Below are 13,912 nucleotides of genomic sequence, written 5' to 3'. Positions count from 1 at the left end.
TACGGTCATTGAAAGCCCGGGTGAAGCTGTTCTTTCAAGCAGTGGGAAAGCTGTTCCTGTAAAAGCTCATGCTGTTTTACTTTCTGGTTTGCCCAGAAACAGTCATCGGTATACCGGGGAATGATGTGCACATGAAAATGTGTTCCTTCATCCATGACTCGGCCGTTATTTTGCATGACAGTAACTCCCAGCACATCAAAATTTGTTTCTATGATCTCAGTCACCTGCTGTTCAAGCAGGATCAATTCAACCAAAACCTGCTTTGGAACCTCCCGGATATTTTCATAATGCTGTTTGGAAATAATCAGTAAATGCCCTTTTTGAATGGGATTTATATCGTAAACCAGAATAAAGTGATCTGTTTCAGCCAGTATTTGTGAAGTTTCAATGCAACTGCAAAAAATACATTTCATATGTGTGATCCTCCTGTTATTGTTCAGAGTATTAGATAGATGGAATCATAAAAGAGTTCCTGATTGTGCCCGGATGTCTCCCATGCTATAATTTATACAGCGGCATGATACCTAATTACTTGACAGGGCTCAGGGCTGCGCAATTTACTGCGCTGGCCGTAAGAATGTCTTCTTAGGGATAACAGAAAGTAGCCGGACATGTATCATTATACCACAAGGCTATAGTGACCGGGAATCATGATCGTAAGAAAAATGCAGAGGGGGTTTTAATATGCCAAACAATTGTACATCTAAGATCAAAAACGAACCAAAGATTAAAAATAAACTGATTCAGGCTGTCAGAGGACAGTTGGAACAGCGTGCGGCCTGGCTGTATCTTCTATGTGATGAAGCCGGAAAAAGAGGACTTGACTGGGAGGACTTCGGAAGCGCCGCGATCCGTCGCTGCGGTCTGGGACAGGGGGCAGAGTTGGTAAAACAAGGTGGGACCAACAGTCTGACCGGTCTCAGAAAACAGCTTTTTACCAAACCGGCCCAGTGGGTATTTGAGATGAAAATCAGAAAAAGCACAGACAAAGAGCTGGCAATTGATTTTCACTATTGTCCGTTAGTAAAGGCCTGGCAGAAAGCCGGCTGTACGGACGAGGAGATAGGGAAACTCTGTGACATAGCAATGTGCGGCGACCATGGCATAGGAGAGGCTTACGGCGGCCGTCTGAAACTTTTGAAATCCATCGCCAAGGGGGATGAGGTATGCCGTTTATATTATCATAAAAAGTAATGCCGCACGGAGATCTTACGAGGAGACGAAATGCACATTATTGATTTTACACGTGAACATATTACAAACGCAAAGGAACTTGCTTTGTCATGCTACAAAGAGGAGCAAAGCAAGGTGCCTGTTCTTCCGAAAGCAGAAGAACTTCTTGACTTAACATATTTTGCGGATAATGGATTTGGAGCAGCCGCATACGAGGGGAAAACCATGATAGGTTTTCTCTGCGGTACGGAGCCTTTTGACCATGCATTTGGTTCAACTGATGCCAAGGGGATATTTTCTCCTATGGGTGCCAATGCTGCAGCGGCACAAAACAGAGCAGATATATATGCAGCCATGTACCAGTATGCCGCTCAGAAATGGGTGAGAGCCGGGGCTGTCAGCCATGGTGTTTGTCTCTATGCTCATGATGAAGCAGCACAGCAGCAGTTCTTCCGGTATGGTTTTGGCCAGCGGTGTGCAGACGCCGTTCGAGCCATGGAACCCATATCCTGCATCCAAAATGAAAAATATGAAAAGCACAGCTTTGAAAATGAGGAGCTTGATCCGGAAACCATCGCTCAGGCATATCCTCTGGAGGTTATGCTGAACCGCCATTATGAAAGCAGTCCGTTTTTCATGAACCGTACCGTAACCACATGCCAAGACTTCTGCAGCACATTTACAGCAGAAAAAGAAAGATGCTTTATAACAAGATACAAAGGACAGCCATGCGCATATCTGAAAATTTCAGAGTCCGGTGAAACCTGTATCACAGAAAACCGGGAATATCTGCACATTACAGCAGCCTACTGTCTTACGGAACATCGGGGAAAAGGTGTGATCCAAAATCCTCTGAACTATGCCGTAAATATTCTAAAAAAAGAAGGCTATGCGTATTTGGGCGTAGACTATGAAAGTCTGAATCCAACAGCATATGCCTTCTGGCAAAAATTTTTTTCAGTGTATACCCATGGTCTTGTCCGCCGTATTGACGAACGTATTCTTAAGGCACCTATCCAAGTAATCCTTTGATCAGCAGGAAGGTATTTTTCACTCCCTCCACATGGCTTCTTTCATATCCGTGGGAAGCGTACACGCCTGGGCCGATCAGCCCATGACGCACATCATATCCTGCTGTAAGAGCCACATCCGCATCTGACCCGTAGTGGGGATATACATCCACTGCGTATGCAAGCCCCATATCCCGGGCTGTCTTTACAAGAGAAGTAACCAGATCATAGTGATAAGGCCCTCTGCTGTCCTTGGCACAGATGGATACCTGCTGCTCGGTACAGCAAAGGCCTTCTCCTACACATCCCATATCCACAGAAATAACATCCTTCACGCCATCCGGAATAGAAGATGCCCCGCCGTGGCCGACTTCCTCAAATACAGTCATGTGCTGATAGACCCTCTTTTTCAGAGATATGCCTTCCTCCCTCACATATTTTGCATAACCCAGTAAAATGGCGGCGCTGAGTTTATCATCCAGAAAACGGCTTTTGATGTATCCTGATCTTGTTATCACAGTCCTGGGGGCAAAACACACATAATCCCCTGGGGAAATTCCCAGTGCAGCCACTGCCTCTTTATCTGCGGCCGGTTCATCCGGCACGATTTCCACAGTGTCGAAAGTTCGTCCGGTCTTATCATAATCCCCATTTACATGAACAGAAGCGTTGATAAGCTGACAGGTTCCTTCGTATATACCGCCAAATCGTGTGACGATCCTGCAATTCTCCCCCTCTGCATTATTTGCATTCATTCCGCCGATCGGTGTGACTTTCAGCCGCCCGTTTCCCTTGATCTCTGAAACCATAGCTCCAAGAGTGTCCACGTGTGCCTCCAGGAGAACACCCTGCCCGGCATCACCGCTTTCCAAGTCCGTAAGCACACCGCCCTTGACGGTTTTTAAAGGATGGTATCCCAGGCGCTGGTATTCAGCCATCAGGTAGTCTGTAACCTTTTGTGTGTACCCTGACGGGCTGTCTATTGCCAGAAGCGTTTTCATTTGTTCCAGAATATAATCCAGATATTTGTCCATGATCATAGCCCTTTTCCTTTTATGATTTTGTAACTGTTATTGCCAATATAATATATAGTTAAGATACAGCTGCTATATTTCCATCTTTTCTATGTTTGATCCGCCGTGCTATATAGACAAAGGGAGTGTCAAGCAGGCTGGTAAATACAAAAATCACATAACTCGATATGCAGATATGCAGAAGTACCGGCAGGGAATACATTCCCCAAAATGCCCCAAACGTATACAGGATCGTATTTAAAAGCTGCGATACTAAAGTGGAGCCGTTGTTGCGAAGCCATAAAAAACCTTCCGCGTCCCCAAAACGTTTTGTCGTAAACGCCCACCATTTATGATAGGCCCAGACGTCAAATTTCTGAGATACCGCATAGACCAGAAGACTGGCAAACAGCAGTCTCGGTGTATTTGAAAAAATCGTATGGAACGCAGGACTTGCCCAGTCGCTGGCAGAAGGGGTATATAAAAGCCACATCTGGGAGATCAATATAAAACAGAAGGAAGTACAGATTCCCAGGTTGACCGCTTTCTGCGCCTGTTTTTTGCCGCCCACTTCACTGATGATATCCGTCACAAGAAAAGACGAGGCAAACAGTACATTTCCAAGTGTCTGCTCCATACCAAAAGCCCGCACCATGAGCAAAACCTCAATATTGGCAGTGATGGTACAAAAGACAGTCCACGCATACAGACCGGACAGGTCAAAAAAGTTATAAGCAAGCAGGACGAAGCTGTATATCAGAACAAGAGATATAAGTAACAAAATTTCATTGCTCATATTTGTCACCCACCCCAAATTCCGTGTTTTCCATCAGGATATCAACCCGTTCATTACCTATATAAAGGGGATAAAGATTTTCTGCAAAGATCCGGATCACATCTCTGTCAGGTTTCATTTTGGTGGAATTTGCCACCATGATATTGATACAGATCCTCTCAAAAAAGGCAAGTCCGGTCTCAATATCCCTTTTCATTGAAGCAAGGGTCTGCCCTGTAAGCCCGAACAACAGACACACCTCATGGGCATATTCGGCAATTTCCTGGGGAGAGTCAGCGGTAAAGCCCTTCCGGAGAACAGTTTCACGGAATTGAGGATCAAAGGTTTCCACACCCATCTTAATCTTTAGGCAAATATCTTTCTCGGCAAAAAAATCCTTCGCGGCCTTGATCTCATCCCTATGCATCCAGTGACACTCAAAATGCAGTTCCCGGATTTCTTTTTCTTCGCAGACCTGGCGTATCAAATGCAAAGTCTTGTCATCCAGGTCACAAAAACTCCCGGAATTGATCACTTCCAATCGGTGGAAACAGCCGGTGACTTTGGTCAGTTCCTTTTGATTCAGAAGAAAATTGGCGTCCTCATCTCTGGAAAAATCCAGATGATAGTCGCAGAATGTACAGCGGCGCCATTTGCACCCGCTGCCCCGAAGAAGCAAGATCTCCCGGGGATTTTTTTCCCGTATCACACTATAACGGTTCGTTGGTTGTTCAATACTCATTTTTTTCACTCCTTAGTTTTATTTATAGACAGGATGGTTACGAACTGTCTTTCAGGAAGAGACTCCCTAAACGGTAACATTCTGTAACAGTTCAGGCAGGCTGAACTGTTACACATCCGGCCATTAAAAATCGCTTCGCGATGGGCCGGATGCCTGCTGGAACTACCTGTTCATACGGGCAGCGCAATAAATGCGCAGACCTGTCTGAACTGCTACAACATTCTAGCAGAAAACCCCAAAAAATACAAGGGAAATGATTGACGTAAGACGTCTATATGTACTATACTGTTACTGTTCACGGACCGTTATCCCGGGAGGCATTTTGCAAAGCAAAATCCCGAGTTAGCCAGCGCCAAAATGCAATTTATTGCATTTTGTGTGCATCGCGAAGCGTGTTACTATACAAAAAACTACACTTTAAGTAGACTTTAAATAGTAACACTATACTGTTACTGTTCACGGGCCTGTTGATTCACTCTGTGCCCGGTAACCTATATTTACCGCAGGCAGCCTTATATAACATAGATCAAGGAGGACCTTTACATGAAATGTCCATTTTGTAATCAAGACAACACACGCGTCATCGATTCCAGACCGGTTCCGGACAATAATTCCATCCGAAGGAGAAGACAGTGTGACGAGTGCGGCAAGCGGTTCACCACTTACGAGAAAATAGAGACAATTCCACTTGTTGTTATCAAAAAAGACCAAAGCCGCGAACAATACGACCGCACCAAAATCCAGGACGGCATCATGCGTGCCTGCTACAAACGTCCGATTTCCGTAGAGCAGATTGAAAAGATCCTGGACGAGATCGAAACCGAAATCTTCAACAAAGAAGATCGTGAAATACCAAGCACCGAAATCGGTGAAATCGTCATGGACAAACTCAAAGACCTGGACGCTGTAACCTATGTACGCTTTGCCTCTGTCTACCGTGAATTCAAGGATGTAAACACCTTCATGGACGAACTGAAAAAAATTCTGAACTAGACACCACAGCAAACATTCTACAGTAAACATGATATGAACCTGAACAAACAAAACATCATTTTTTGTTTTTTAGCCGTAACCTACAGGATTTGGAGGGGATGGGGGCAGGGCAGCAGAGGGAAATTCAGGAGGCTAAGTGGAGCGGCGGGCAGATCCACCTGCGGCAGACACTTAATGAGGAGGCCATTGCCGACGAATTTAGTGAATGCCAGCAGGTTAGCTGCCCGCCAGCGAAACGTCGGATGAATTTCCCTCTGCTGCCCTGCCCCCATCCCCTCCAAATCTCACAACCCCTCACAACCCCTCCAAACATCTCATCTATTCCCATGTACCCCAAATAATACTTGCAATCTCCCCCCCATTTCGCTACAATGAACTTGACAATTAAATAATGAGGGAACTTCTATGTTTAAAGGAGAGATCATGAAAAGAGCAAGATTAATACCAACACTTCTCTTTGCACTTACCCTGACTATTGTACTCGGCGGCTGCCAAGACAAAAAGGAAAGCGGTAAAGAGTCCAAAAACAACGAAAGTTCCACAGAAACAAAAGCGGAACCAACCATGGGAGGTTCCATTGTAGTAGGAATTCCTCAGGATATAGAGGATAGTCTTGACCCACACAAATCGGTAGCGGCAGGAACAAAAGAAGTCCTATTCAATATTTATGAAGGCTTAGTAAAGCCTGATGAAAAAGGCAATTACATCGATGCAGTAGCCCAGTCGCACACCATATCAGAGGATGGCAGGACTTACACCTTTACACTTCGTGAGGGCGTAAAATTCCACAATGGAGCGGACGTTACCGTAGACGATGTGAAATATTCGATCGAGCGATGCGCCGGTATCACGGAAGGAACAGAACCGTTGATAGCGGCGTTTTCTAATGTGGAAAACGTGGAAACTCCCGATGACAAAACCATTGTCATCAACTTAAAAGAAGCCGATACAGAATTCCTGGCATATCTGATCGTGGCAGTTGTCCCCAAGGATGTGCAGGATCTGGAAACGAATCCGGTGGGCACCGGTCCCTTTATGTACGAATCCCGCTCTCCCCAGGAGAATATTAAGATCAAAAAGTTTGCAGACTACTGGGATACAGAGAATCCGGCATATCTGGATGAAGTCACCTTCAAGGTGGTGAGCGACAGCAATGCGATCGTGACCGGGTTAAAAGGCGGTTCTCTGGATATGGTGGCACGTATTGATTCCAACCAGTCTGCTCAGTTGGAAGGCGGGGACTTCACCATTTATGAAGGCGGCATGAATCTGGTACAGGCACTCTATCTGAACAATGCCGAAGCCCCTTTTGATGACATAAAGGTACGCCAGGCGCTCTCATATGCTGTGAACCGCCAGGATGTTCTGGATATGATCGCAGACGGAAAAGGAACCATCATCGGAAGCAGTATGTTCCCGGCCTTTGACAAATATTACATGCCTGAACTGGCAGACAAATACCCCCAGGATGTAAACAAAGCCAAAGAACTGCTGGCAGAAGCCGGATACCCGGATGGATTTGACATGACCATCACGGTTCCTTCCAACTATCAGCAACATGTGGACACAGCCCAGATACTGGTGGAGCAGTTAAAACAGATCGGAGTCAACGCAAAAATCCAGCTTGTGGAATGGGATAGCTGGCTCAGTGACGTATACGGTGACAGAAAATTCCAGTCTACAGTAGTGGGTGTGGACGCAGCTTATTTAAGCGGCCGCGCACTACTGGAGCGTTTTACCTCAGATTCTTCCAAAAACTTCATCAACTTCAGCAATGAAGAGTATGATAAACTCTATCAGCAGGTGAAGAAAAGCACAGACGACGCAGAACAGACAGAGCTTTACAAGAAAATGGAAACCATTTTGGCTGATGACGCGGCAAATGTCTATATTCAGGATATGGCCTCAGAGGTTGCGCTGAGAAAGTCTTACAGCGGGTTTGAATTTTATCCCCTGTATGTGCTGGACATGGCAAAAATCTACAAAGTAAAATAAAGCCCGGCAATAAGGAAAGCTGTACCGGGAACCATACACGGAGAAGGAGAAAGACAGAATGAAATATATTGTGAAAAAAACGGGAACTCTCATTATAACATTGTTAATTGTCTCTTTTCTTTCTTTTATGGCCTTCTCCGTGATTCCAGGTGACGCGGCAAAGTCAAAGCTGGGAACAGAGGCTACAAAGGAACAGGTAGAGGCACTGCAGCATGAGATGGGACTTGATAAACCGGTTCTGGTGCGCTACGGTCTGTGGCTGAAGGATTTTGTCACCGGTGACATGGGTGAGTCCTACAGTTATTCCATGCCGGTACAGGAGATGATAGGGGATAAAATACCTGTCAATATCACTATGGTGCTTATGGGATTTTTCATCATCCTGCTGTTCTCCATACCTCTAGGAATTTTTACGGCACAGCATGAGGGCGGAAAACTTGACCGTTTTTTAATGATCTGTAATCAGGTGATCATGTCAGTCCCGGGATTTTTCCTGGGTATCTTGATCACATATATCTTTGGATTGGTGCTCAAATGGTTTACGCCGGGAGCCTACGTATCCCCCAGGGAAAATTTCGGAGGGTTTCTGGCCTACCTCGCAGCGCCAAGTATAGCCATCGCGCTGCCCAAAAGTGCCATGGCGGTAAAAATGCTGCGAAGCTCCGTGATCACCCAGCTTCGCATGGATTATGTGCGAACTGCCTACAGTCGGGGAAACAGGGCAGGGCGTGTGCTCTACCGGCATGTACTGAAGAACGCTCTGATACCGGTGCTCACTTTCTGGGCTATGACCATTGCAGATATTATGGCCAACAGCATTATTTTGGAACAGGTGTTTACCATTCCCGGTATGGGAAGCCTGCTGATCACGTCTATTTCCAACAGAGATTACCCTGTGGTCCAGGGGATCATTGTACTGATCGCGGCTATGGTGGTCATCATTAATTTTGCAGTGGATATTTTATACGGAAAAATCGACCCGCGTATCCGCATGGACGCATAGGCAGGAGGAGAGAAGATGAGAAAAGACAGAAAAATTAAGTCGGGCAATTTGATCATCGGTGCCTCCCTTGCAGGATGTATGCTGCTATTTTTGCTGATCGGACTGCTGTATACCCCCTATGATCCGGATGCCATGAGCGGCGGCGCGAAATTCGCAGCGCCTTCTCTGGCACATCTGTTTGGATGTGACCAGTTTGGACGGGACATTTTGAGCCGGGTCATGAAAGGCACAGGAACCACTTTTTTTGTGGGGGCGGCAACGGTCCTGATCGGCGGCGGAGTCGGGCTTTTAGTGGGCGCTTTTACCGGATATTTCGGAGGCTGGCTGGATGAAGTGCTTATGCGCTTTAATGATGCAGTGGTTTCTTTTCCGAGCATTTTGCTGGCCCTGGTATTTATCAGTATTTTAGGGCCCGGAAAATACAATGTGATCCTGGCCCTTGGAGTGGTGTTCATTCCCAGCTTTGCCAGAATGACGAGAAGTGAATTTATCTCCCAGAGGGAAATGGATTATGTGAAAAGTGCAAGGCTTATGGGCGTATCCCATCTGCGCATCATTTTTGTGCATATTCTTCCAAATACACTTCCCACAGTTCTCGCGACTGCTGCCATTGGGTTTAACAATGCAGTTCTGGCTGAGGCAGGTATGAGTTATCTGGGAATCGGTGTACAGCCGCCGGACGCCAGCCTGGGAAGAATGCTGTCAGAGTCCCAGGCGTACCTGGCAACAGCTCCCTGGTGTGCCCTGTTTCCCGGGGCAGCCGTTATCCTCCTGGCACTGGGATTTTCCCTGTTAAGTGACGGACTGCAGAAGAAAGGCGGGAAGTGATATGGCATTATTGAAAATTAAAAATCTGACAATTGAATTTCACGATACCGTACCGTCCACAAAAATCGTGGAGGATATTTCTTTTTCCATGGAGGAAGGAGAAATACTGGGAATCGTGGGAGAATCCGGGTCAGGAAAAACCCAGACTGCCCTGTCTGTCATGGGGCTTTTGGGAGAGTACGCAAGAATGCCAAAAGGAGAGATCTTGTTCCAGGGCAGGGATATCCTGCAGATGCCGAGAGAGGAACTGTGGAATATTCGGGGCAGGGAGATCGGTATGATCTTTCAGGAACCCATGACTTCCCTGAATCCGGTGATGACCATTGGGGCGCAGGTGGAGGAAGCCATGAAGATACACAGCCGTTTCAATGCCCGGGAGCGAAAGGAGAGGGCACTGCAGATGATGCAAAATGTGGAGCTTCCAAATCCCCAACTGCTGTATGAAAAATATCCCCATCAGCTCTCAGGCGGTATGCGCCAACGTGTCATGATCGCCGCGGCGCTTGTGATGGAACCAAAGCTTTTGATTGCGGATGAGCCGACCACAGCGCTGGATGTGACCATACAGGTACAGATTTTAAAGCTTCTTCAGAAGATCAACAGGGAACAGGGGACCGCGGTTTTGTTTATTTCCCATGATCTGGGTGTTATTCGCCATCTCTGCAGCCGTGTCATTGTCATGAATCAGGGAAAAGCCGTAGAACAGGGAGATGTGCAGGAGATTTTCCGGCACCCTTCCATGGAATATACGAGAAAGCTTCTGGCGGCAATACCAAACAGAAGAACTTCCCTGAGAAGACGAACCGCAGCAGATCAGGAAAGGGGTGAGGGATGATGGAACCTGTACTGGAAGTAAAACATGTAAGCGCATCTTACCGGGAGGGCAGAAAAGAACAGCAGGTGTTAAAGGATATTGATTTTACGGTCCGGGAGAATGAGATCCTGGGTCTGGTGGGGGAGAGCGGCTGTGGTAAAACCACCCTCTCCAAGGCGATCCTGGGATTTGTAAAAGTACAGGAAGGCCAGATTATACATCACACGGGTAAACCCCAAATGATCTTCCAGGATCCATACTCATCCCTCAATCCGGGAAAGCGCGTGGGATGGATCCTGGAGGAGCCGCTGCGCATGCAGAAGATACCAAAGGAAGAGCGGCGCAGGAAAGTTTTGGCTATGGCAGAAAAAACAGGGCTTACAAAAGAACATCTGAAACGACGTCCCAGAGAACTGTCCGGGGGCCAGCGCCAAAGGGTAAGTATCGCGGTATCCCTTCTCCAGGGTTCACGCTTCATCATTGCCGATGAACCGGTATCAGCGCTGGATGTCACCATTCAAAGACAGATCATGGAACTGATCATAAAACTCCAAGAGGAGATGAAGTTCTCCGTCCTTTTCATCTCACACGACTTGAATGTGATCTATCAGATGTGTGACAGAGTCATGGTGATGAGTAACGGAAGAATTGTAGAAGAAGGGGAAGTGGAAGAGGTATTTGCCAATCCCCAAGCTGTTTATACAAAAGAGTTGATGGCAGCAACCTTGGATGTGGAGGAATAGTGGCATTTGGCGGACGCCGGGTCTGGCCATAAGCCTCCCTGTACGGACGGGAGCAGAGAACTTCCGAGCTAACACGCAACCCGCACTAAGTTCATCGCCTTAGGGCTCTTCACTAAGTGCTTACTAGCGTGTGTATCTCGTAAGCTTCTCTATGCGCTCCTAAACGCCCGTACAGGGAGGCTTACGGCCAGACCCGCCTGTATTTCAAAGAGGCAGAGGAATCAAAACCAATTTTTTTCATCTGGATTTATCCACTATCTACCGTTTATAGATTTTTAATCGTTCCACATACAAAGTCAGCCGAACCTGGCCACAGGCATCCCCCCACGGGCGTTTAGGAGCGTCTAGAGAATCTTGCAAGATCCATGCGTTAGCAAGCACTTAGTGAAGAGCCCTAAGGCGATGAACTTAGTGCGGCTTACGCATTAGCTTGCAAGTTCTCTGCTCCCGCCCGTGGGGGGATGCCTGTGGCCAGGTTCGGCGTCCCTGTATACCCTCCCCCACATTTTGCCACCAACATAGCACTTTTTACCACATAAAAAGCATCATCCCGCTTGCGTTTTCCACGGCGAAGTGATAAAATTTTCAACAATAACAACCTTCATACAGCTGCCCACGCAGTGTTTTGAATGGCATATTATTATTTCGCAGGAATATATTGGGAAAATGGAGAGGAGAGCTAACATGAGAACCTTTGATAAATCTTCAAAATTGGACAACGTCTGCTATGATGTCCGTGGACCGGTGCTGGATGAGGCAAACCGCATGCAGGAGAGCGGCATTGACGTTTTAAAACTGAACATAGGAAATCCGGCACCCTTCGGTTTCAGTGCGCCGGAGGAAGTGATCCTGGATATGATCTACACACTTCGGGACTCCCAGGGATATTCCGACTCCCATGGGATATTTGCCGCCAGAAAAGCGATCATGCAGTATTGCCAGATCAAGAATATAAAGGATGTTGCGCTGGAGGATATCTATACAGGCAATGGCGTCAGTGAGCTTATCAATATGGTGACACAGGGACTGATCGACGATGGAGACGAAATTCTGGTTCCATCCCCGGACTATCCTCTGTGGACCGGCTGTGTGACGCTGGCAGGCGGCAAGGCTGTGCATTATATCTGCGATGAGCAGGCGGACTGGTATCCGGATATAGAGGATATGCGCAGCAAGATCACAGATAAGACAAAAGCCATTGTCATCATCAATCCCAACAATCCCACAGGTGCGGTCTATCCGAAAGAAGTGCTGGAGGAAATCGCTGCCCTTGCAAGGGAACATGACCTGATGATCTTCTCGGATGAGATTTATGACCGCCTGACCATGGACGGCGTAGTGCATCATTCCATCGCTGCCCTGGCACCGGATGTGTTCTGCGTTACCATGAACGGACTTTCAAAATCCCACATGGTGGCTGGATTCCGCTGCGGCTGGATGGTCTTAAGCGGACCGAAAGAGAGGGCAAAGGGATATATTGAGGGATTGAACATGCTGTCCAACATGCGTCTCTGCTCCAATGTCCCGGCACAGTCCATTGTACAGACTGCTCTCGGTGGATTCCAGAGTGTCCAGGAATACCTGCAGCCGGGGGGACGTATTTATGAACAGAGGGAATATATCTACAAGGCCATCAATGACATCCCGGGTCTGTCGGCTGTGAAGCCAAAAGCAGCTTTCTATATTTTCCCGAAATTAGATACAAAACGCTTCAATATTCTAGATGATGAGAAATTTGTCCTGGATTTTCTGAAGGAGAAGAAGGTGCTTCTGACCCATGGAAAAGGATTTAACTGGGGAGAGCCGGATCACTTCCGCATTGTGTATCTGCCGAATCTGGAACAGCTTAAAAGCGCGGCAGATAAGCTGGCTGATTTCCTGAGTGATTATCAGCAGAAGCTCTGAAAGCGGCAGATATCATGAAACAGAGACAAAAAGGAATTCTTTGTATTCTCATAGCAGCTTTTTGTTTTGCACTGATGAACACTTTTGTCCGTCTGTCGGGAGATTTGCCTGCTGTGCAGAAGAGTTTTTTCAGGAATCTGGTGGCAGCTGGTTTTGCCGGGTTCATACTCATTAAAAATAAAGCCTGGTATTCAGGCAGAAAAGGAAATATGAAATATCTGCTGTGCCGTGCAGTTTTCGGCACAGCAGGTATTTTATGCAATTTTTACGCCGTTGATCATCTGGTGCTGGCAGATGCCTCCATGCTCAATAAAATGTCCCCGTTTTTTGCTATAATCTTCAGTCTGTTCCTGCTGAAAGAAAAACCGAATAAACTGCAGACAGGGGCCGTGATCCTGGCCTTTGCAGGCAGTCTTATGATCGTTAAACCCACAGGTACAGGCATGAGTTTTCTTCCTGCGCTTATTGGCCTTGCAGGTGGGATGGCAGCAGGACTTGCCTATACCATGGTGCGTGTGCTGGGAGGCAGGGGAGAGAAAGGACCGTTTATTGTGTTCTTTTTCTCCTGCTTTTCCTGTCTGGTTACCCTTCCGTATCTGATCTTTGATTATCACCCTATGAGTCATATGCAGCTATTATATCTGCTTTTGGCCGGAGCGGCAGCGGCCGGGGGACAATTTTCCATCACGGCGGCCTATTGCTTTGCCCCTGCCAAGGAAATTTCTGTTTATGATTACTCCCAGGTCATCTTTTCGGCTGTTCTTGGCTTTTTTCTGTTTTCGCAGATGCCGGATGCACTCAGCATTCTGGGGTATGTGATCATCTGCGCCATGGCGGTCTTGATGTATCTGTATAATATGGGAAAGCTGGGACATGGGAATGTTTTGGGCCGGTCCCGCTGAAAGGAAGTGTAGGAAA

General features: G+C 47.1%; 14 protein-coding genes. 10 read left to right on the top strand and 4 right to left on the bottom strand.

Features of this window, described 5'->3' with window-relative positions; all coding sequences use genetic code 11:
* Positions 1-5 precede the first annotated feature (5 nt).
* Positions 6-413, bottom strand: coding sequence for an HIT family protein (locus BLCOC_RS19885; RefSeq protein ID WP_018598378.1), 408 nt, complete (start codon positions 411-413; stop codon positions 6-8).
* Between the two features lie 271 nt (positions 414-684).
* On the opposite strand from BLCOC_RS19885, the gene BLCOC_RS19880 reads away from it, so the two are divergent.
* Both BLCOC_RS19880 and BLCOC_RS19875 read left to right on the top strand, forming a co-directional pair.
* Positions 685-1,194, top strand: a complete 510-nt coding sequence (locus BLCOC_RS19880) for an L-2-amino-thiazoline-4-carboxylic acid hydrolase (RefSeq protein WP_115623148.1) — start codon at positions 685-687, stop codon at positions 1,192-1,194.
* A gap of 30 nt (positions 1,195-1,224) precedes the next feature.
* Positions 1,225-2,205, top strand: coding sequence for a GNAT family N-acetyltransferase (locus tag BLCOC_RS19875; RefSeq protein WP_115623147.1), 981 nt, complete (start codon positions 1,225-1,227; stop codon positions 2,203-2,205).
* Here the strand turns inward: BLCOC_RS19875 and BLCOC_RS19870 are convergent.
* From BLCOC_RS19870 to BLCOC_RS19860, 3 genes are read right to left on the bottom strand one after another with little or no spacing between them, the layout of a single operon-like run.
* The gene (locus tag BLCOC_RS19870; RefSeq protein ID WP_044911948.1) at positions 2,186-3,217 is read right to left on the bottom strand and encodes a M42 family metallopeptidase; all 1,032 of its coding nucleotides are present in this window, start codon (positions 3,215-3,217) and stop codon (positions 2,186-2,188) included. The genes BLCOC_RS19875 and BLCOC_RS19870 overlap by 20 nt on opposite strands.
* 58 nt (positions 3,218-3,275) lie before the next feature.
* A complete protein-coding gene (locus tag BLCOC_RS19865; protein ID WP_029468321.1) occupies positions 3,276-3,992 on the bottom strand; it encodes a queuosine precursor transporter in 717 nt (238 codons plus the stop codon).
* Entirely contained in the window at positions 3,982-4,713 is a 732-nt protein-coding gene (locus BLCOC_RS19860) for a radical SAM protein (RefSeq protein ID WP_018598373.1), read from the bottom strand. The genes BLCOC_RS19865 and BLCOC_RS19860 overlap by 11 nt, the downstream gene beginning before the upstream one ends.
* Before the next feature lie 543 nt (positions 4,714-5,256).
* On the opposite strand from BLCOC_RS19860, the gene nrdR reads away from it, so the two are divergent.
* The 8 genes from nrdR (at position 5,257) to BLCOC_RS19820 (ending at position 13,896) form a co-directional block, all read left to right on the top strand.
* On the top strand, positions 5,257-5,706 hold the full coding sequence (nrdR, locus tag BLCOC_RS19855) for a transcriptional regulator NrdR (protein WP_018598372.1): 450 nt from the start codon (positions 5,257-5,259) through the stop codon (positions 5,704-5,706).
* Between the two features lie 423 nt (positions 5,707-6,129).
* Complete coding sequence (locus BLCOC_RS19850) at positions 6,130-7,701, top strand: ABC transporter substrate-binding protein (RefSeq protein WP_026255765.1); 1,572 nt, start codon at positions 6,130-6,132, stop codon at positions 7,699-7,701.
* Positions 7,702-7,759: 58 nt separating this feature from the next.
* Complete coding sequence (locus BLCOC_RS19845) at positions 7,760-8,704, top strand: ABC transporter permease (RefSeq protein ID WP_018598369.1); 945 nt, start codon at positions 7,760-7,762, stop codon at positions 8,702-8,704.
* Positions 8,705-8,719: 15 nt separating this feature from the next.
* On the top strand, positions 8,720-9,532 hold the full coding sequence (locus BLCOC_RS19840) for an ABC transporter permease (protein WP_018598368.1): 813 nt from the start codon (positions 8,720-8,722) through the stop codon (positions 9,530-9,532).
* 1 nt (position 9,533) lies between these two features.
* Positions 9,534-10,367, top strand: a complete 834-nt coding sequence (locus tag BLCOC_RS19835; protein WP_018598367.1) for an ABC transporter ATP-binding protein — start codon at positions 9,534-9,536, stop codon at positions 10,365-10,367.
* On the top strand, positions 10,364-11,089 hold the full coding sequence (locus BLCOC_RS19830) for an ABC transporter ATP-binding protein (RefSeq protein WP_029468326.1): 726 nt from the start codon (positions 10,364-10,366) through the stop codon (positions 11,087-11,089). Before BLCOC_RS19835 ends, BLCOC_RS19830 begins: the two co-directional genes overlap by 4 nt.
* 684 nt (positions 11,090-11,773) lie before the next feature.
* Entirely contained in the window at positions 11,774-12,994 is a 1,221-nt protein-coding gene (locus tag BLCOC_RS19825; protein ID WP_018598365.1) for an aminotransferase class I/II-fold pyridoxal phosphate-dependent enzyme, read from the top strand.
* A 14-nt stretch (positions 12,995-13,008) separates the two neighbouring features.
* A complete protein-coding gene (locus BLCOC_RS19820; protein ID WP_018598364.1) occupies positions 13,009-13,896 on the top strand; it encodes a DMT family transporter in 888 nt (295 codons plus the stop codon).
* Positions 13,897-13,912 lie beyond the last annotated feature (16 nt).

Source organism: Blautia coccoides (genome assembly GCF_034355335.1).
In the GTDB taxonomy this organism is placed as follows: Bacteria; Bacillota; Clostridia; order Lachnospirales; family Lachnospiraceae; genus Blautia; species Blautia producta.
Note: the sequence above shows the minus strand (reverse complement) of the source record. Positions and strands in the feature narration are given on the sequence as shown.

Excerpts from the sequence above, each read along its gene's own strand:
- BLCOC_RS19885 (WP_018598378.1), bottom strand. The coding sequence starts at position 413 with ATGAAATGTATTTTTTGCAGTTGCATTGAAACTTCACAAATACTGGCT.
- BLCOC_RS19880 (WP_115623148.1), top strand. The coding sequence starts at position 685 with ATGCCAAACAATTGTACATCTAAGATCAAAAACGAACCAAAGATTAAA.
- BLCOC_RS19875 (WP_115623147.1), top strand. The coding sequence starts at position 1,225 with ATGCACATTATTGATTTTACACGTGAACATATTACAAACGCAAAGGAA.
- BLCOC_RS19870 (WP_044911948.1), bottom strand. The coding sequence starts at position 3,217 with ATGGACAAATATCTGGATTATATTCTGGAACAAATGAAAACGCTTCTG.
- BLCOC_RS19865 (WP_029468321.1), bottom strand. The coding sequence starts at position 3,992 with ATGAGCAATGAAATTTTGTTACTTATATCTCTTGTTCTGATATACAGC.
- BLCOC_RS19860 (WP_018598373.1), bottom strand. The coding sequence starts at position 4,713 with ATGAGTATTGAACAACCAACGAACCGTTATAGTGTGATACGGGAAAAA.
- nrdR (WP_018598372.1), top strand. The coding sequence starts at position 5,257 with ATGAAATGTCCATTTTGTAATCAAGACAACACACGCGTCATCGATTCC.
- BLCOC_RS19850 (WP_026255765.1), top strand. The coding sequence starts at position 6,130 with ATGAAAAGAGCAAGATTAATACCAACACTTCTCTTTGCACTTACCCTG.
- BLCOC_RS19845 (WP_018598369.1), top strand. The coding sequence starts at position 7,760 with ATGAAATATATTGTGAAAAAAACGGGAACTCTCATTATAACATTGTTA.
- BLCOC_RS19840 (WP_018598368.1), top strand. The coding sequence starts at position 8,720 with ATGAGAAAAGACAGAAAAATTAAGTCGGGCAATTTGATCATCGGTGCC.
- BLCOC_RS19835 (WP_018598367.1), top strand. The coding sequence starts at position 9,534 with ATGGCATTATTGAAAATTAAAAATCTGACAATTGAATTTCACGATACC.
- BLCOC_RS19830 (WP_029468326.1), top strand. The coding sequence starts at position 10,364 with ATGATGGAACCTGTACTGGAAGTAAAACATGTAAGCGCATCTTACCGG.
- BLCOC_RS19825 (WP_018598365.1), top strand. The coding sequence starts at position 11,774 with ATGAGAACCTTTGATAAATCTTCAAAATTGGACAACGTCTGCTATGAT.
- BLCOC_RS19820 (WP_018598364.1), top strand. The coding sequence starts at position 13,009 with ATGAAACAGAGACAAAAAGGAATTCTTTGTATTCTCATAGCAGCTTTT.